Raw genomic sequence first — 17,835 nt, 5'->3', positions numbered from 1 at the left:
AGTGGGTGCGCAAGGAGCCGGAACGCGACGGACCGGAACGGCAGGAGCCCGGACAGCGGGAGACAGAGCCTTCGTGACGGGACCGGCCCGGCGACTCTGTGTCCGCATCGGGCGCTGCGGCCGATCGATCGGCCGCAGCAGTGCCCCGCCAAGGGTTCCATGGCAACCAGCACGGTCTCGCGATGCCGGAACGGGCAGCGAGGAGAGCGTTGAGATCGGTGCCGGTCCAACCGCGTGCTTCCCCCCACTGTCGCTCAGGGACAGGAACTGGGGCGTTCTTCACTCCTGCCGCCTGCCACCAGCGGGGAGTTGGTCTGGCGTGCCTGCCGCAGCGTCCGACGCTGTCAGTACATGTGCTCGCCCGGAGAGCCGCCTCGCGGTGGAGTCAGCAGCTCACTCGGCCAAGATCCGGACCGGTCACGGGCCCCCTGTCCCCGACAGTCACGGAGCGCGCCTCAGGCCGTGCCGCGGATGGACTGGCTTCCCACGTCGTCCCTGCCCGCGACGCGCGCCATCCTTGGGGAGAATCTGGGGAGCATGGAGCGTGCTGGGGAGCGCGTGGGGAGAATCGACTGCGTAACGCGATACGGGCTTGAAAGATGCCGAAAGACTCATCCGCGCAGGTCAGAGGCGACTGTAGCCGCATTTCCGCAGGTCAGCGCCATGGGGTAGACACCTTCAAGAAGATTTCGTCGTGGGCGGCGATCCTCTTTGCTCCGACGCTCGTCGGAACTGTCTATGGCATGAACTTTGAGCACATGCCTGAGTTGAGTTGGCGGTTCGGTTACCCCTTCGCGATCGGCCTGATGGGGGTTGTTTGCGTCAGTTTGTACGTGATTTTCAAGCGGCGGGGCTGGCTATAGGATCCCGGACTGGCGGCGGCTGCATGGCCCTTCAGGACCTGCCGAGCCGCACCACATCCCCCGCTCCGCCACCGGCGAGGACATCGATACGGACACCGCTGTCGGGGTCCGTGAAGGTCTGGCCGGGTGTGAACGCCGCCAAGTCGAGTCCGGTGCAGCCGGTGGGCGGCGTCGCGGTCGGGTTGCCGTTCATGACGCGGACCGGTCCCTCGCCGGTCGGGGCCGCGGAGTCGACCTTGTAGATGAGGACGCCGGTCGAGCACGCGTCCCGGTCGTTGCCCTCGGCCCGGCGGGACTCCGCGACGTACGCCGTCGTCTCGCTGGTGCGCAGTACGGCGATCTTGGTGCCGCCGGGCCGCTCCACCGGGGTCAGGCGCGCGGTGCGCCGTCCCGGCGCGGCCAGGCAGGCGACCTGGCTGTCGCGGGTCCAGCCGAGCTTCCACGAGTGCCAGCCCAGGTACTGCGGGGCGTGGCCGGCGATGTTGCCCATCACGTCCCAGCCGCCGACGTACTGGTGAGTGGCGCCGGTGAACGAGTACAGGTCAGGGAGGCCGAAGGTGTGGCCGGTCTCGTGGGCAGCGACTTTGGGGCCCCAGCGCCACAGGTCCTGACCGAAGGTCACCGCCCACTTGATACGGGCGCCGTCGGCGGTCACGCCGGACCCTGTGGGGTCGTAGAGGTAGGTCGGGGAGAAGGAGATCGCGGACGCCGCCCTGGTGGGGACGACATAGACCATGTCGTAACGGGAGAAGTCCGCGTACGGGTCGGCGGCCGCGATCGCGTCGCGCATGTACTTCTCGTGGGTCTCGAAGGTGAGGCCGCGTTCGAAGCCATACGAGTGAGCATCCGCGGGCATGCGGATCCAGCGGTGCAGTGAGGTGATGGCGAGACGGGAGCGGCCGTAGCTGGCCGTGCGCATCCACTTGGCGGCCGGGGCGAGTTGAGCCGCGTACTCGTCCGTGGAGTCGGCGGCCCGTGCGTCCGGGAAGTCGACGAACAGCGTCAGGACGCGCCGGGTTCCGGAGGCGGGCTGGAACTGGACACGGTCGGTGTCGTGTCCTTCGTCGGTCCAGCCCGTCCTTCCGGGGAGCGCGCAATCGGAGGCGGGAGCGGCTGACTGGGGCGCAGGTGATGGGGCGGCCGCGTTCGCCGTGGCGGGGGCGGTCAGGCACGAGGCGAGGGCGAGAGCCGCGGTGGCGGAACGCAGACAGGTCGGCAGGACAGACATGGGACTCCTGTCGGAGGCGGGCGATGACTGACAGGGCATGAGCGGCGAAGCGAGGATGGCGGGTCAGGCGCGGCCCGCGGCCAGGTCCATCAGGCGGGCGAGGACGCGGCCGCCGGAGGCGGTGACGCCGTCGTGCTCCCACTCATTGGTGACCCAGACGTGGCAGGCGCCGACTTCGCGAGCCGTGCGAAGGGAGAGTTCGGCGTCGACGTACATGTCGTCGTGGTAGACGACGGCGGCCAGGGGGACCTGGTTGGCGGCCAGGCGGTGAAGGTCGTACAGCGGGGGCCAGTCGGTGCGCTGGGCCAGGAGTTCCGCGGCGTCCGCGAAGGGGCGCAGGCCCTTGATTTCTTGGAACATCCAGGGGTAGATCATCTCCCCGGTGAGGAGGAAAGGTTCCGCCTCCTCGGCGAACTCAGGGAAGTCGACGAGCGCCCGGGAGGCCGCCCAGCCGGTCGGGCCTGCCCCCTGCCCGAACAGCGTCTCCTGCATGACGGCGAACAGCGGGTTGTCGGTGAAGCCGGTCAGGGCCTCCACCTGGTGGAGGAAGGTGTCCGTCAACTCGCCGTATGCGTCCAGGGATTCATCGAGCAGCCAGTGGATCCGCTCGAAGCCGTCCCCCATGCCGAGAGCGAGGCCGAGGGTGCGCAGGCGGCGGGCCGTGAGGCGGTCCCCTCCCGGCAGCCGGATGTCGTCGGCAGCGAGGAGGTCGGCGGTCTTGCGGAGTCGAGCGGCGTCGTCCGGGTATCGGGCGTAGAAGTCGAGGACACGCTCCCGCACTCGGGGGTACGTACGTGCGTACACGTCATCGGCGGTCGCGGCGAGACCGGGGAGGCCACCGGTGACGTAGCAGGCCCGCAGACCTTCGGGGGCCTGGGAGAGGTAGGTGAGGGTGATGAAGCCGCCGTAGCTCTGGCCGAGCGTCTCCCAGGGCGCGTCGCCACACAGTCGGCGGCGTATCAGTTCCGCGTCGGCCACGATGGCGTCGGCGCGGAAGCAGGCCAGATGCGCGGCCAGTCGGGCCGGGGAGTCGAACCGGGAGGCCGTGCGGGCGGTGATCGGGGTGGAGCGGCCGGTGCCGCGCTGGTCGAGAAGCAGCACCCGGTGGGTCTTCAGCGCCTGAGGCAGCCACCCCGGCGAACCTGCCGAAGGGCGCGGCGCCTTGCCGCCGGGACCGCCCTGCAGATAGAGCAGCCACGGCAGTTGTTCACCGGTCCGGGCCGGGTCGACGACCTCGCGCGCGAACACCTGGATGGTCGGGCCGGCCGGAAGGGAGTGGTCCAGCGGGACGGTGAAGACGTGATCGGTGGTGGCGTACGCCGGGTTCATGGATCCCCTTCACGGAACGCAAGCCCAAAGTGGTGCGTGGAGTGGTGTGTGACATTGCATAGGTAGCGTGCATCACCGACCCCGTTCCGAGGAGCTCTCAGTCGGGCATAGCACCGCGTTATGGGGCCTGTGCGCCTCAGGCCGAGCGCTTTCCGGTGCCGCGCGCAGGTCGCTTGGTTCCGGCCGAGGAAGAGCCGCCGCCGCCGGCCCACAGCGAGCGGACATGCCCCAGGTGCCTGGCCATGCACTTCTCGGCCTTCTTGGCCTCGCCCTCGAGCATCAGGTCGAGGAGCTCCAGGTGCTCCTCGGCAGAGGGGATCAGCTCGCCACGCTTGTCCAGGCCGGTGAGCCCGTACAGTCGGGAGCGCTTGCGCAGGTCGCCGACGGTCTCGACGAGGCGCTCATTGCCCGAGAGTGCGAGGAGCGACAGATGGAACTGCCGGTCGGCCTCCAGGTAACCGATCAGGTCGTGGTCACGGGCTGCCCGGACGATCGCCTCGGCGACCGGGCGCAGCGCCTCCAGCTCCTCGCGCGCGGCGCTGCGGGTGACCAGGCCGACCGTGGGGATCTCGATCAGGGCGCGGATCTCCGTGTACTGGTCGAGGTCGCGCTCGCTGACCTCGGTGACCCTGAAGCCCTTGTTCCGGACGGGCTCGACCAGGCCCTCACGGGCCAGGTCGAGCATCGCCTCGCGCACGGGGGTGGCGGAGATGCCGAAGTCCTCGGCGAGCGTGGGCGCCGAATACACCATGCCCGGCCGCAGCTCACCGGAGATCAAAGCCGCTCGCAGGGCGTTGCTGACCTGGTCGCGCAGCCGCTCCCGGGTGGCATTGAGATCGTGGTGCTTCAGATGCCCCATGCGGTGGTGATCCCTTCGATCTGGTCCGGACCACAACCGTACAATGTCACGTTGCTCCTGCGGTCGACAGGGTGTAGGTCCGGCTCGAGGTGTAGAACTCCAGCGCCGCCCGGCCCTGTTCGCGCGGCCCGTGGCTGGATGCCTTGGCGCCGCCGAACGGCAGGTGGAAGTCGACGCCGGTGGACGGTGCGTTGATCCTGATCATTCCGGTGTCGAGCCGGTCGAGTCCACACAGCGCCGTGTTCAGATCGGCGGTGTGGACGGAGGTGACCAGGCCGTACGGCACGGAGTTGGTGATCCGCACCGCGTGGGCCAGGCCGTCGGCGGGCAGCAGGGCCGCAATGGGGCCGAAGACCTCTTCGCGCAGCAGCCGGTGGCCCACCGGGACCTTCTCGACCAGGGTCGGGGCCGCGTACCAGCCGGGCTTGTCGGACACTGTGCCGCCGGCCAGCGCGCACAGGCCGTGCCAGGCGTCGCCGACCTGGCTTCGAGCGTGTTCGTTGATGAGCGGCCCGCACACGGTCGCCGCCTCGGCCGGGTCGCCCACCGGCACGGCCCGCAGCGCTTCGGCGAGTGCTTCGCGCAGGGGCTCAAGAGCCGCGCCGACCGCGATGACGCGGCTGGTGGCGGTGCACTTCTGGCCCGCGTACCCGGCGATGGACGCGGCGAGGTGGGTGGCGGCCTGCGCGATGTCGGCGTCCGGAAGGACGATCGCCGCGTTCAGGCCGCCCATCTCGGCCTGGACCGGAACGCCACGTGCCGTGGCGGCGCGGGCGACGGCCTGGCCGACGACGGTCGAGCCGGTGAAGGAGACCACGTCAGCGGCGGAGACGAGCGCGTTGCCCTCCGTCGCCCCGCCCGGCAGGACGGTGAACACCCCGGCGGGCACGGCCTGTTGGATGATCTCGGCCAGGCGCTGCGCACAGGCGGTGGCCTCGGGTGCGGGCTTGAGGACGACCGCGTTGCCCGCCGCGAGCGCCGGGGCGGCCTTCCAACTCGGAATGGCGAAGGGGAAGTTCCAGGGCGTGATCAGCCCGGCGACGCCGTAGGGGCGGCGGCGGGAGAGCAGCAGTCCGGGGCCCGCGGCGGTCTCGTGGACCGCGCCGACGGGCTCGTACGGAGCCTGGGCGTAGTAGCGCCAGATTGCGGCGGTGCGCGCGACTTCGGCACGGGCCTCGGTGAGGGGCTTGCCCACCTCGCGGACGGCGAGTGCGGCGAGCTCGGCCGCCGCGGCATCGATGGCATCGGCGACCGCGCCGAGAGCGGCCGAGCGGGCGGCCGCCCCGCCGAGCAGCCAGCCCGGCTGAGCGGCGCGGGCCCGCTCCACGGCGTCGACCGCCGCGAAGGCGCCGGGCGCCGGAATCTGAAGGATTACGTCGGACGGGTCGGCCGGATTGCGTGAGGTGATGAGGGATGCGGTGGCGGTCACAGGAGGAAACCTCCGGGGAAGGGGTCGTCCGGGTCGAGGAAGTACTGGGCGGTGCCGGTGATCCAGGCGCGTCCGGTGACGGTCGGCACGACGGCGGGCACCGCGCCGACGGTGGTCTTCTCGATCAGGCGGCCGGTGAAGCGGGTTCCGATGAAGGACTCGTTGACGAAGTCGCGGCCCAGGGGCAGCTGCCTGCGTGCGTACAGCTGGGCCATCCGGGCGGAGGTGCCCGTGCCGCACGGGGAGCGGTCGAACCAGCCGGGATGGATGGCCATCGCGTGCCGGGAATGACGGGCGTCGGAGCCGGGAGCTGCCAGGTACACGTGCTTGACTCCGGCGATCTCCGGGCGCTCGGGGTGTACGGGCCGCTGGGCCGAGGCGTTGATCGCGTCCATGATGGCGAGCCCTGCGGCCAGCAGGTCGTCCTTGCGTGCACGGTCGAACGGCAGCCCCAGCGCGTCGAGTTCGACGAAGGCGTAGAAGTTCCCGCCGAACGCGAGGTCGTAGGTGACCGTGCCGTGGCCGGGCACGTTGATCTTGCTGTCCAGAGCGGCGCAGAAGGCCGGCACATTGGTGAGCGTGACCGCCCTCGCCGCCCCGTCCGTCACCTGGACCTCGGCGGTCACGAGTCCCGCCGGGGTGTCGAGCCGGACCGTGGTGACCGGTTCGGTCACCGGCACCATGCCCGTCTCGACCAGGACGGTGGCGACCCCGATCGTGCCGTGTCCGCACATCGGGAGCAGCCCGGAGACCTCGATGTAGAGGACTCCGTAGTCGGCGTCGGGGCGGGTGGGCGGCTGGAGGATGGCGCCGCTCATGGCGGCGTGGCCACGCGGCTCGTACATCAGGAGCGTCCGGAGATGATCCATGTGCTCGATGAAGTGGAGCCGCCGCTCGGCCATGGTGGCGCCGGGGATCGTACCGACGCCGCCAGTGATGACGCGCGTGGGCATCCCCTCGGTGTGTGAGTCGACTGCGTGGAAGACATGGCGCGTACGCACGGGCTTCCTTTCGGTCAGCGGGCGGAGTGGTCAGCGGTGGCCGTCGGCGACGGCCTTCTCGGTGGCAGCCCGGACTCCCGCTTCCGTCTCGCCGGTGAGCGGGAAACGCGGCGGGCGGGTGGGCCCGCCGGGCCGCCCGACGATCTCCATGGACAGCTTGATGGACTGAACGAACTCCGTCTTGGAGTCCCAGCGCAGCAAGGAGTGCAGGGACTTGTACAGCGGGAGGGCCGTGCCAAGGTCACCTGCGACGGCGGCGTGGTACAGCGTGGAGCAGCTGGCGGGGAAAGCGTTGGGGTATCCGGCGATCCAGCCGACGGCGCCGGCGACGGCGAGCTCGAGGAGCACGTCGTCGGCGCCGATCAGCAGATCCAGTTCCGGAGCGAGTTCGGCGACCTCGTAGGCCCTGCGGACGTCACCGGTGAACTCCTTCACGGCGACGATGCTGCCGTCCTGGTGCAGCCGGGCCAGCATGCCGGGGGTGAGATCGACCTTCGTGTCGATGGGGTTGTTGTACGCGACGACCGGCACCCCGGCCCGGGCGACCTCGGCGTAGTGGGCGCGCACGGCCGGCTCGTCGGCGCGGTACGCGTTCGGGGGCAGCAGAAGCACCGAGCCGCAGCCCGCCTCGGCCGCCTGTTCCGCCCAGCGCCGCGCTTCGGCGCTGCCGTAGGCGGAGACCCCGGGCATGACCCGCGCCGCGTCGCCCGCGGCCTCGACGGCGGTGTGCACCACGCGGGCCCGCTCCTCGTCGGTGAGGGTCTGGTACTCGCCGAGCGAGCCGTTGGGCACGACGCCGTCGCAGCCGTTGTCGAGCAGCCAGCGGACGTGGTCGGCGTAGGCGTCGTAGTCGACGGACAGGTCGGCCCGCAGGGGCAGGACGGTGGCGACCATGATGCCGCGCCAGGGGTGGATGCTGTTCCAGGTGGTGGCGGTCATGCGAGAACCTCTCTATGGAGTGTGACATTTCATTTGGGTGGCGGGGTGCCCACGAGGGGCCTGCCGGTCAGCCGTCGGCGGGTGGGAGAGCGCCGGGCTCGGATTCGGTTTCCGACTCGGCGGCCCTGCCCCTGTGCCGAGGCACGACCGGGCTGTCGAGGGCCGCAAGCGCCGCGAGGGGAAGGGGGACCGCGAAGGGACGGCGTTCGGCCGGGAGGTCGGCAGCTCCGCCGCGTGCCGCGAGGCAGGCCACGGCCGGACCGCACATCCGCCCCTGGCACCAGCCCATACCAGCCCTGGTGAACAGCTTGACGGTGCGTGCATCACGCGCTCCCAGGTCCTCGACCGCCTCACGGATCCGCCCGGCGGTGACCTCCTCGCAGCGGCACACTTCGGTGTCGTCCGTGAGCCAGTGCGGCCAGCCAGAACCGGGCGCGTGGGCGGCGGCCATCACATCGGCGAAGGAGCGCATCCGGTCCCGGCGGCGCTGGAGCTCCCGCACCCGGCCGCCATGGGCAGGGCGTCCCAGCAACCGGGCGGCAGCGGCGACTCCCGCCAGCTCCCCTTCCGCACGCGCAAGTTGAGCCCCTCCGACTCCCCCGGTCTCGCCTGCCGCCCACAGGCCGCGCACCGAGGTCTCCTGGAGACCGTCCAGGGCGAGCGCCCTGGTGCCGTCCGGCAGTGTGCGGGTGGCGCAGCCGAGCGCCGTGGCCAGTTCGATCTGGGGGATCAGGCCGTGCCCGACGGCCAGCGCGTCACAGTCGATTCGGCGTCCCGTCCCCGGCACGGGCCGCCAGTCACGATCGAGCCGGGCGACGGTGACGGCCTCCACCCGGTCGGCGCCGTGCACCTCGGTGACCGCACTGCGCAGCCGTACCCGCACCCGGTGCCGCAGCAGCGCGGCCCCGTGGACCAGCGCCTCGACCGCCTTGTGCGGATTGGTGACGAGCGCCCCGGGGTGCCGGGCGTACCGCAGATATCCGGACGCCTCGACGACAGCCGGCACCGTCGCGCCGGCGGCTGCCAACGAGGACGCGACCGCGAGCAGCAAGGGGCCGCTTCCCGCCACGACGACCCGCCGGCCGGGCAGCACCAGGCCGGACTTGAGCATGGCCTGCGCTCCCCCCGCAGCGACGACACCGGGCAAGGTCCAGCCGGGAAACGGCAGTTGACGTTCGTACGCCCCGGTCGCGAGCAGCACCGCACGGGCCCGCACGAGCACGGGGCGCTCATCACCTCCGTCGACTCCGGTGACGGCGTGCACGGCCCACAGCCCCTCGCCGTCCGGAGCGTCACCGCCGTCCCTGGTCACGCCCCATACGTGGTGTCCGGGAAGAAGACTGACATCGCTCTGAGCCAGTCGTCGACGCAGATCGGTGTAGGCGGACCAGTCATGGTGCAGGGCCTCGGGCCGCACTGCTCCGGCGGCCGGTGCGGGATGCCGGTAGAACTGCCCGCCCGTGTGCACGGAGGCATCCAGCAAGGCTACGGAGAGGCCGAGTTCACCGGCCGTGACGGCACCGGCCAGGCCCGCGGAGCCGGCTCCGACGACCGCCAGGTCGTACGGCTCAGACTCCGAGGTAATCATGGCCGTGTCCCTCCTGTGTGGTGATCACGTCACCGGGGTGCGCGGGCACCAGGCAGGCCCTGCGGTTCGGCTGTGCATTGATGGTGGCCAGGCAGTCGAAGCACTGGCCGATGCCGCAGAACACGCCTCGCGGGCGGCCTTCGCCCCGGGTGGTACGCCAGGCCAGAATGCCGGCGCCCCATAGTGCGGCGGCTACCGACTGCCCGGGTCGGGCGGTGATGCGACGGCCGTCGAAGGTGATCTCGAACGACGGATCGGGCTGCGCCCCGACCAGTTCGGCGGGTGTACGGGCCACTGCGGGCCTCCTTTCTCGACGGGCGCGGATGAATGTGCGGACGGATTCAGGCATCGGCGAGCGGACTCGGCGCGGCCGGGGTGAACCGTTCGGGCCTGAAGGGGCTGATGTCGAGGGGTGGTTCCCCATCGGCCAGGCACTTGGCGACGATCAGACCCGTCGCCGGCGCGAGCCCGATTCCCGCCCCCTCATGGCCGCACGCGTGCAGCAGGCCGGCCACGCGCGGGTCGGGGCCGATCGCGGGCAGGTGATCCGGGAGATACGGGCGGAAACCGGTGTACGTACGCATCGCCCGCACCTCGGCCAGCACCGGGAAGAGCGCCGTGGCCCCAGCTGCCAGACGCCGCAGCGCTTCCACCGACAGCGTCCGGTCGAAGCCGACCCGCTCACGGCTGGCGCCGATCAGGACCGGTCCTGCCGGAGTGCCCTCGACCACCGCCGAGGTCTGCAGCGCGGCGGATCCGCTCGCCACGTCCGCCACGTAGTCGGCCGCGTACACCTTGTGGCGCACGACGCGCGGCAGCGGCTCGGTGACGAGGACGAATCCCCGACGGGGCCGAACGGGAAGGTCCACACCCGCGAGGCGGGCGAAGTCGCCGCCCCAGGTACCGGCGGCGTTCACCACGTACGGTGCGTGGAGCTCCCCCTTGGGTGTCCGGACTCCGCGCACCTCGCCACCGTCGCCGACAAGAAGTCCGGTGACCTCCTCTCCCAGCCTCAGACCCACCCGGTCGCCACCGGCGCGCAGCAGGTGCGCGGCGGCAAGTGCGGGCATGACCTGGGCGTCTGTGGGGTAGTGGAAGCCGCCGGTCAGACCGGGGGCAAGGTGCGGCTCCAGGTCGTGGAGCCCGCCACCGGAGATCTCCTCGGCGGTGACACCCGCCTTCCGCTGCCGCGCCGCGAACTGCCTCAGCGCGGCCATCCCGGCCTCGTCCGAGGCGACGACGAGACCGCCTTTGAGTTCATACTCGATCCGCGGCGGCAGCAACCCGGCCAGTTCGGTCCACAACCGCGCGGACAGCAAGGCGAGCTCCAGCTCCGGGCCCGGCTCTTTGTCGGAGACGAGGAGGTTGCCCTCGCCGGCCCCGGTGGTGCCGCCCGCGACGGCACCGCGGTCGATCACGGTGACACGGAGACCGGCGCCGACGGCGTAGTAGGCACAGGCCGCGCCGACCGCACCGGCGCCGACGACGATGACGTCCGAAGAGTTTCTCGTGAGCACGGCAGTAATATTTCACATTGCACATCGGCTCGCCAGACTGCAGCGCCAAGCTCTTCGGACACGGGTGGATAACGAGGCGGCCGATGCCTTGTCAGTGCAATTTCACATTACTATGTTACAGGTCACATTCCAGCCGCCCTCGGCTGTCCAACTGCTTCCGGAGTGACCACTCATGGACAAGCGCACCTGCACCGCTCTCGCCACAGCACTGGTGGCGACCCTCGCCCTCGGCACAGCCGGCTGCTCCGGCGGGCCGGAGGCGAGCGGCGAGCGCAACGGCAAGAACCCGGCAACGACCAACAACGGCCAAGTCGTTGGCGGGACACCGAAGAAGGGCGGCACCCTCACCGTTCTCTCCAACCAGGACTTCACCCACCTCGACCCGGCCCGTAACTGGGTGATGGGCGACATGGACTTCGGAACCCGGCTGCTCTACCGCACCCTCGTCACGTACAAGGCGGAACCGGGCACCAAGGGCGGCGAGCTGGTCCCCGACCTCGCCGAGGACCTCGGCGTCTCCTCCAACGGGGCCAGGACGTGGACCTTCAAGCTCAAGAAGGGCCTGAAGTACGAGGACGGCTCGCCGATCACCGCCCAGGACATCAAGTACAACGTGGAGCGGTCCTTCTCCCCCGACCTGCCCGGCGGCCCCGACTACGCGGCCCGCTATCTCGCGGGCGCCGAGGGCTACCGGGGTCCGGCCCAGGGCAAGCACCTCGACTCCGTCAGGACCCCCGACGACCACACGATCGTCTTCGAACTGCGCAAGCCCTTCGCGGAGTTCCCCTACGCGACGGTCCTGCCCACCTTCGCCCCGGTGCCGAAGGCGAAGGACAAGGGGCCCCAGTACGACAACCGCCCCTTCTCGTCGGGGCCGTACAAGATCGAGTCATACGGCCGCGACAAGCAGTTGGTGCTGGTCCGCAACACCCACTGGGATGCGAGCACGGACACCGTGCGCAAGGCGTACCCGGACAGAGTGGTCGTTGTGATGGGGCTCAAGGCCAACCAGATCGACGACCGGCTCATCGCCGGCCAGGGCCAGGACGCCTCCGCGGTCCCCTGGGGCAAGCTGCGTCCCGAGTCCACTCCCAAGGTGCTGACCAAGGCCGATGCCAAGAAGCGGCTGCTCGCCGAGTCCACCAACTGCACCGAGATGGTGCAGATGCACACGGGCCGGGCGCCGTTCGACAACGTCAAGGTGCGCCAGGCCGTGCAGTACGCCCTGGACCGCGACGGCATCCTGACCGCCTCCGGCGGGCCGGCTCTCAACGACGTGGCCACCGCCTACATGCCCGGTCCGCTCTTCGACGGCGGCAAGCAGCCGGACGTCCTCAGGATCCCGGCGGCCGGTGACGTGGAGAAGGCGAAGCAGCTGCTGAAGGAGGCGGGCAAGCCGGACGGCTTCTCCACCAGCATCACCGTCTCCAACGGCGACAAGGGCGTCGGCGAGGCGATCCAGCAGTCCCTCGGCCGGGCCGGGATCAAGGTCACCATCGAGACCGTGGACCCGTCCGCCTTCTACGACACCATCGGCGACACCAAGAACCGCACCGACCTCGTCTACACCGGCTGGTGTCCCGACTATCCCTCCGGCTCCACCTTCCTGCCCTTCGTCTTCGACGGCCGTTACATCAAGGAGAAGGGCAACTCCGGCAATCACTCGCTCTTCCGCGACGAGGCGGCCATGAAGCGGATGGACGAGATCGCCGCCATGACCGATGCCGGGCAGGCGGGCAAGGCGTGGCGCGAGCTGGACAGAACGATCCTCGCCAAGGCCCCGGCGGCACCCGCCGTCATCGAGCGCATGCCCCTTCTGCTCGGCACCAACGTCGCGGGCGCGTTCGGCCACACCTCCTTCGGCGGCCAGATCGACTACGCCACGGTCGGCCTCAAGGACCCCTCCAAGAGCAGCAATTGAAGGTACGTCACCTCATGGCTTCCACCGTCTCCGTTCCGGTGGGCAGCAGCCCCTGGCAGCTCGCCCGCGCGGAACTGCGCCGTCGCCCCTCTGTGAAGGTCTCCCTCGTCGTGGTCGCGCTTTTCGCGGTCATGGCAGTGGCCGCCCCGCTGCTGAGCGGGCTGGGCGGCTGGTCCCCGGAGGAGTTCGACAAGTCCGCCGTCGACCCCTATCTGGGCGGACAGCCCATCGGTCCGCTCGGTGGCGTCTCGGCCGAGCACTGGCTCGGCGTCGAACCCGTCACGGGCCGGGACCTGTTCGCCCGTGTCGTGCACGGCGCCCGGATCTCCCTGCTCATCGCCTTCGCCGCCACCGCGATCGTCGTCATCGCGGGGACGGTGGCCGGGATCGCGGCCGGCTACTTCGGCGGCCGCACCGACGCCGTGCTCTCCCGCCTGATGGACCTCACCATGTCCTTCCCGTCCCTCATCTTCATGATCGCGATGATGTCCGTGGCCAAAGACGTCAACCGGGTCGTCCTGATGACCGCCGTGATCGGCCTGTTCGGCTGGCCGGGCATCGCCCGCGTCGTGCGCGGCCAGACGCTCTCGCTGAGGCATCGCGAGTACGTGGACGCAGCACGCGTCGCCGGATCCGGGCCTTGGCGGATCATCGGCCGGTCCATCCTCCCGGGCGTCGCCGGGCCCGTCATCGCGTACACCACCCTGATCATCCCGGGGATGATCGCCACCGAAGCAGCCCTGAGCTACCTGGGCGTCGGCGTCCGTCCGCCCACACCCTCCTGGGGGCAGATGATCGCCGAGAGCGTCGCCTTCTACGACACCGATCCGATGTACTTCGTCATCCCGAGCCTCTGTCTGTTCCTCACTGTGCTCGCGTTCACCCTGCTCGGCGACGCGCTGCGCGACGTCCTCGACCCGAGAGGGAACCGCACGTGATCCTCTACCTGGGCCGCCGGATCGTCGCCGTCATCGGCGTTCTGATCGCCGTCGCCGCAGTCACCTTCACCATCTTCTACGTCCTGCCCTCAGACCCGGCCGCCGCGGCCTGCGGCAAGTCGTGCAGCACCGAGCGCCTGGAGGCGATCCGCGCGCACATGGGGCTGGACCAGCCGCTGTGGCGGCAGTTCGCGGACTTCGTCAGTGGCATCTTCACCGGCCGCACCATGGGCAGCGGCCAGTACGCGCTGCGCTGCGACTTCCCGTGCCTGGGCTACTCGTACGAGAACAGCCAAGGCGTGTGGGACCTGCTGATGGACCGGCTCCCGGTCTCCGCCTCACTCGCCCTGGGCGCCGCGGTGATCTGGCTGTTCCTCGGCCTGACCGCGGGAGTCACCGCCGCCCTGTGCAAGGACACCCTCACCGACCGCGCCCTGATGGTCGGCGCGGTCGCCGCCGCCTCCCTGCCCGTCTACTTCACCTCGGTGATGCTCATCTACGGGCTGATCCGAACGGCCGGTCTCCTCCCCTACCCGCAGTACGTGGAGTTCACCTCCGACCCTCTCCACTGGGCCTCGAACCTGCTGCTGCCCTGGCTGGCCCTGGCCATCCTGTACGCGGCCATGTACGCGCGCCAGAGCCGCAGCTCGATGATCGAGACGATGGCGGAGCCGTACATCCGCACCGCCCGCGCCAAGGGTCTGCCGCGCCGGACGGTGGTGGTCAAGCACGGGCTGCGGGCCGGCGTGACGCCCATCCTCACCATCTTCGGGATGGACCTGGGCGGACTGCTCGCGGGCGCGGTGATCACCGAGTCCATCTTCGGGATCCCCGGCATCGGGCGGCTCTTCTACGGAGCGCTGTCCACCGGCGATCAGCCGGTCATCCTCGGCGTCACGCTGCTCGCCGCCACCTTCATCGTCGTCGCCAATCTGGCCGTCGACCTGCTCTACGCCGTCGTCGACCCCCGAGTGAGGTACTGATGGGCTCCCCCGAACCCGTGCTCTCGGTACGGGACTTGACGGTCACTTTCGCCACTTCTCGCGGTCCGTTGCGGGCCGTGGACCGCCTCGGCTTCGAGGTGCGGCACGGAGAGACCCTCGGCATCGTCGGCGAGTCCGGTTCCGGCAAGTCCGTCACCTCCCTGGCGGTGATGGGCCTGCACACCGGCGCCTCGGTCACCGGCTCCATCTCCTTGGGCGGCCGGGAGCTGACCGGTCTGCCGGAGCGCGAGCTGAACCGGTTGCGCGGCCGCAGGATGGCGATGATCTTCCAGGACCCGCTTTCCAGCCTCCATCCGTACTACACCGTGGGCGAACAGATAGCCGAGCACCACCGCGTGCACTTCGGCAGCGGCAGAAGGGCCGCCCGTGAGCGGGCCGTGGAGGCGCTGGCCGAGGTCGGCATCCCCGAGCCGAGACGCCGGGCGCGGGAGTACCCGCACCAGTTCTCCGGCGGCATGCGCCAGCGCGTGATGATCGCGATGGCCCTGGCCTGCGAACCCGAGCTGCTCATCGCGGACGAGCCGACCACCGCCCTGGACGTCACCGTCCAGGCGCAGATCCTGGAGCTCATCGCACGGATCCAGCAGGAGCGGGGGCTGGCCGTCATCATGATCACGCACGATCTGGGCGTGGTCGCCCGCGTCGCCCACGAGGTCCTCGTGATGTACGGGGGCAGGGCCGTCGAAAGGGCCGACGTGGACGCTCTGTTCGCGCTGCCGGCCCACCCCTACACCCGCGGCCTGCTCGACTCCCTTCCCCGCCTCGACGACAGCGACGGCCAGCCGCTGCGGGCGATCCCCGGCAGCCCACCGTCCCTGCTCAACCCCGCTCCCGGCTGCGCGTTCGCGCCCCGCTGCCCCAGGCTCGCCCGGTCCTCCGACCAGGAGCGCTCCCGCTGCGAGACGGCGCTCCCGCTGCTCGAGGGTCCGGCGGCACATCCGGCCGCCTGCCACTTCCCCGCGTACGAAGGCATCGCCTCATGACTCCCACTGAACCTCTGTTGTCTGTACGGAACCTGACGATGACGTTCCCCGGACGGCGTCGGTCCGCCCCGGTCCGGGCCGTCGACGGCATCACCTTCCACGTGGCCGCGGGCGAGACGCTGGGGCTGGTCGGAGAGTCCGGCTGTGGCAAGTCCACCACCGGACGCATGATCGTCCGACTCCTGGAACCCACCGCCGGCTCCGTCGCCTACGACGGACACGACATCAGCCACCTGTCCCAGCGGGAACTGAAGCCGCTCCGCAAAGACCTGCAGATGGTCTTCCAGGACCCGCACTCCTCCCTCAACCCCCGTCAGACGGTGGCCCGGATCATCTCCGACCCGCTGCTCGTACAGGGCAGTTCGACGGCGGACGCCCGCACGCGCACCGCTGAGCTGATGGAACTGGTGGGGCTCATCCCCGAGCACATCGACCGCTACCCCCACGAGTTCTCCGGCGGACAGGCCCAGCGCATCGGCATCGCCCGCGCACTGGCCACCGGCCCCCGGCTCGTCGTCGCCGACGAGCCGGTGTCCGCGCTCGACGTCTCCGTCCAGGCCCAGATCGTCAACCTGATGGAGGAGCTGCAGCGCGAACTCGGCCTGGCCTACCTCTTCATCGCCCACGACCTGTCGGTCGTCAAGCGGGTGTGCGACCGGGTCGCCGTGATGTATCTGGGCCGGATCGTCGAGATCGGCCCGAAGGACCAGGTCTACGCCGCCCCGGCCCACCCGTACACGCGCGCACTGCTGTCGGCCGTACCGCTGCCCGACCCGGCCGCCGAACGGGCCCGCGAGCGGATCACCCTGCTCGGCGACCCGCCGAGCCCGGCCTCGCCCCCGCCCGGCTGCACCTTCCATCCGCGCTGCCCCAAGGCCCAGGAGATCTGCCGTACCGAAGCACCGTCACTGGGGAACACGGCACCGGGCGGGGCACGGGAGGTGGCCTGCCACTTCCCGGAGGCCGCCTGAAACGGTTGTGCCCTGGATCCGCGAGGTTCCAGGGCACAACCAGGGTCTGCTGCCGGCTTACGACTTGGTGATGCGGACGGTCTCCCCGTAGCCGTCGGCGCCTGTCACCTCGATCTTCACTCCGGCGTTGCTGTCCTCGAACGACTGGTTGATCCAGTACGGCGCATCGTCCAGCGGGTGACAGCCGCTCTTGGGCACGTCATTGGGTTTGGCGTCCATCACGCGTATCGGCCCCTCGCCGGTCTTGACGGACGTGTCCACCTTGTAGACCAGGGCTCCTGTCGAGCAGGCGTTCTCGTCGTTGTGGACCGCCCTTCGTGATTCGACGACGTACGCGGTATTGGCTCCTGTCTTGATCACGGCCATCTTCTTGTAGCTGGTGTACTCGACGGCGCTCAGGTACACGGTGTCCGTGCCCGCCGTGGCCCGGCAGAGGACCTGATCGTCGGCGGTCCAGCCCAGCTTCCAGGAGTGCCAGGCAAAGAACTGCGGACCCTTGCCCGAGACGTTCCCCATCACGTCCCAGCCGCCGATGTAGCGGTGGATGTCGCTGCTGGAGTCGAAGGAGTACAGGTCCGGCAGACCGAAGGTGTGGCCCGTCTCATGGGCCGCCACCTTGGGGCCGAAGTCCCACATGTCCTGGCCGAAGGTGACCGCCCACTTGACGGTGGTGCCGTCGGCGCGGATGCCGGTCGTACCCGGCGCGTAGACGTAGGTGGGGGTGAAGGAGATGGCTTGCGCGTTCTTGGTCGCGACGACGTAGACCATGTCGTACTGCGAGAAGTCCACCTTCGGATCCGCCTTGTTCACGGCGTCCTTGATGTACGCCTCGTGCTCCTCGTGCGTCAGCCCGCGCTCGTAGCCGTAGTCGGTGGAGTTCTTCGGCATACGCAGCCAGTCGTTGTGCCGGCTGATGGACAGCCATGTCTTGCCGTACGAGGCCTTCCACATCCAGTCCGCGACCGGTGTGAGCTGGGCGGCGTCACTGGACGTGGTCTCGGTGGCCGCCGCGTCCGGGAAGTCCACGAAGAGCATGATGACTCTCTTGGTCCCGGTGGGCCGCTGGAAGACGTTGTAGTCCGTGTTCTGGCCTTCGTCCGTCCAGCCGGTGGTGCCGGACAGTCGGCACGAGGACACGGGGTCGGCCGCCTCGGCGGACGGCGTACTCAGCAGGAGCAGGAGCAGGGCGGCGAGTAGCAGCGGCAGAAGAGCCGGCCGGGTGGTCCGCGAGAGATGTGGGGGTCTCACGTGATCACTACCTTTCC

15 protein-coding genes and 1 pseudogene are annotated in these 17,835 nt (G+C 70.1%); 6 read left to right on the top strand and 10 right to left on the bottom strand.

All coding sequences use genetic code 11. The features are described from left to right. Positions 1–671: 671 nt before the first annotated feature. Positions 672–863: pseudogene (locus ACH4YL_RS24130) on the top strand (CorA family divalent cation transporter); the annotation flags it as partial. 31 nt (positions 864–894) lie between these two features. Here ACH4YL_RS24130 and ACH4YL_RS24125 read toward each other — a convergent pair. The 9 genes from ACH4YL_RS24125 to ACH4YL_RS24085 form a co-directional block, all read right to left on the bottom strand. Beyond that, a complete protein-coding gene (locus ACH4YL_RS24125) occupies positions 895–2,091 on the bottom strand; it encodes a M6 family metalloprotease domain-containing protein (RefSeq protein ID WP_398509485.1) in 1,197 nt (398 codons plus the stop codon). A 63-nt stretch (positions 2,092–2,154) separates the two neighbouring features. Then, positions 2,155–3,420, bottom strand: coding sequence for an alpha/beta fold hydrolase (locus ACH4YL_RS24120; protein ID WP_398509484.1), 1,266 nt, complete (start codon positions 3,418–3,420; stop codon positions 2,155–2,157). Between the two features lie 136 nt (positions 3,421–3,556). After that, complete coding sequence (locus ACH4YL_RS24115) at positions 3,557–4,279, bottom strand: GntR family transcriptional regulator (protein ID WP_398509483.1); 723 nt, start codon at positions 4,277–4,279, stop codon at positions 3,557–3,559. A 46-nt stretch (positions 4,280–4,325) separates the two neighbouring features. Next, positions 4,326–5,708, bottom strand: a complete 1,383-nt coding sequence (locus ACH4YL_RS24110) for an aldehyde dehydrogenase family protein (RefSeq protein ID WP_398509482.1) — start codon at positions 5,706–5,708, stop codon at positions 4,326–4,328. Then, complete coding sequence (locus ACH4YL_RS24105; RefSeq protein WP_398509481.1) at positions 5,705–6,709, bottom strand: proline racemase family protein; 1,005 nt, start codon at positions 6,707–6,709, stop codon at positions 5,705–5,707. Before ACH4YL_RS24105 ends, ACH4YL_RS24110 begins: the two co-directional genes overlap by 4 nt. A gap of 30 nt (positions 6,710–6,739) precedes the next feature. Then, entirely contained in the window at positions 6,740–7,648 is a 909-nt protein-coding gene (locus tag ACH4YL_RS24100; protein WP_398509480.1) for a dihydrodipicolinate synthase family protein, read from the bottom strand. A gap of 67 nt (positions 7,649–7,715) precedes the next feature. Continuing rightward, positions 7,716–9,236, bottom strand: a complete 1,521-nt coding sequence (locus ACH4YL_RS24095; RefSeq protein ID WP_398509479.1) for an FAD-dependent oxidoreductase — start codon at positions 9,234–9,236, stop codon at positions 7,716–7,718. Then, positions 9,217–9,531: a (2Fe-2S)-binding protein gene (locus tag ACH4YL_RS24090; RefSeq protein WP_398509478.1), complete on the bottom strand. Its 315-nt coding sequence runs from the start codon at positions 9,529–9,531 to the stop codon at positions 9,217–9,219. Before ACH4YL_RS24090 ends, ACH4YL_RS24095 begins: the two co-directional genes overlap by 20 nt. A 46-nt stretch (positions 9,532–9,577) precedes the next feature. Beyond that, a complete protein-coding gene (locus tag ACH4YL_RS24085) occupies positions 9,578–10,753 on the bottom strand; it encodes an NAD(P)/FAD-dependent oxidoreductase (protein ID WP_398509477.1) in 1,176 nt (391 codons plus the stop codon). A gap of 172 nt (positions 10,754–10,925) precedes the next feature. Between ACH4YL_RS24085 and ACH4YL_RS24080 the strand changes: the two genes are divergently transcribed. Genes ACH4YL_RS24080 through ACH4YL_RS24060 form a run of 5 tightly spaced genes read left to right on the top strand, consistent with a single transcriptional unit; the run spans position 10,926 to position 16,570 of the window. Next, positions 10,926–12,674, top strand: coding sequence for an ABC transporter substrate-binding protein (locus ACH4YL_RS24080; protein ID WP_398509476.1), 1,749 nt, complete (start codon positions 10,926–10,928; stop codon positions 12,672–12,674). A 14-nt stretch (positions 12,675–12,688) separates the two neighbouring features. Continuing rightward, entirely contained in the window at positions 12,689–13,612 is a 924-nt protein-coding gene (locus ACH4YL_RS24075) for an ABC transporter permease (protein WP_398509475.1), read from the top strand. Next, the gene (locus ACH4YL_RS24070; protein ID WP_398509474.1) at positions 13,609–14,595 is read left to right on the top strand and encodes an ABC transporter permease; all 987 of its coding nucleotides are present in this window, start codon (positions 13,609–13,611) and stop codon (positions 14,593–14,595) included. The genes ACH4YL_RS24075 and ACH4YL_RS24070 overlap by 4 nt, the downstream gene beginning before the upstream one ends. Next, complete coding sequence (locus tag ACH4YL_RS24065) at positions 14,595–15,599, top strand: ABC transporter ATP-binding protein (protein WP_398509473.1); 1,005 nt, start codon at positions 14,595–14,597, stop codon at positions 15,597–15,599. Before ACH4YL_RS24070 ends, ACH4YL_RS24065 begins: the two co-directional genes overlap by 1 nt. Then, positions 15,596–16,570 (top strand): ABC transporter ATP-binding protein, encoded by a 975-nt coding sequence (locus tag ACH4YL_RS24060; protein ID WP_398509472.1) that lies wholly within the window; start codon positions 15,596–15,598, stop codon positions 16,568–16,570. The genes ACH4YL_RS24065 and ACH4YL_RS24060 overlap by 4 nt, the downstream gene beginning before the upstream one ends. A 57-nt stretch (positions 16,571–16,627) precedes the next feature. Here the strand turns inward: ACH4YL_RS24060 and ACH4YL_RS24055 are convergent, their stop codons facing one another. Then, on the bottom strand, positions 16,628–17,818 hold the full coding sequence (locus ACH4YL_RS24055) for a M6 family metalloprotease domain-containing protein (RefSeq protein WP_398509471.1): 1,191 nt from the start codon (positions 17,816–17,818) through the stop codon (positions 16,628–16,630). Positions 17,819–17,835 lie beyond the last annotated feature (17 nt).

It is taken from the genome of Streptomyces sp. NPDC020681 (genome assembly GCF_044334895.1).
In the GTDB taxonomy this organism is placed as follows: domain Bacteria; phylum Actinomycetota; class Actinomycetes; order Streptomycetales; family Streptomycetaceae; genus Streptomyces.
The sequence above is the reverse complement of the archived record's forward strand: the minus strand, read 5'-3'. Positions and strand labels throughout refer to the sequence as shown.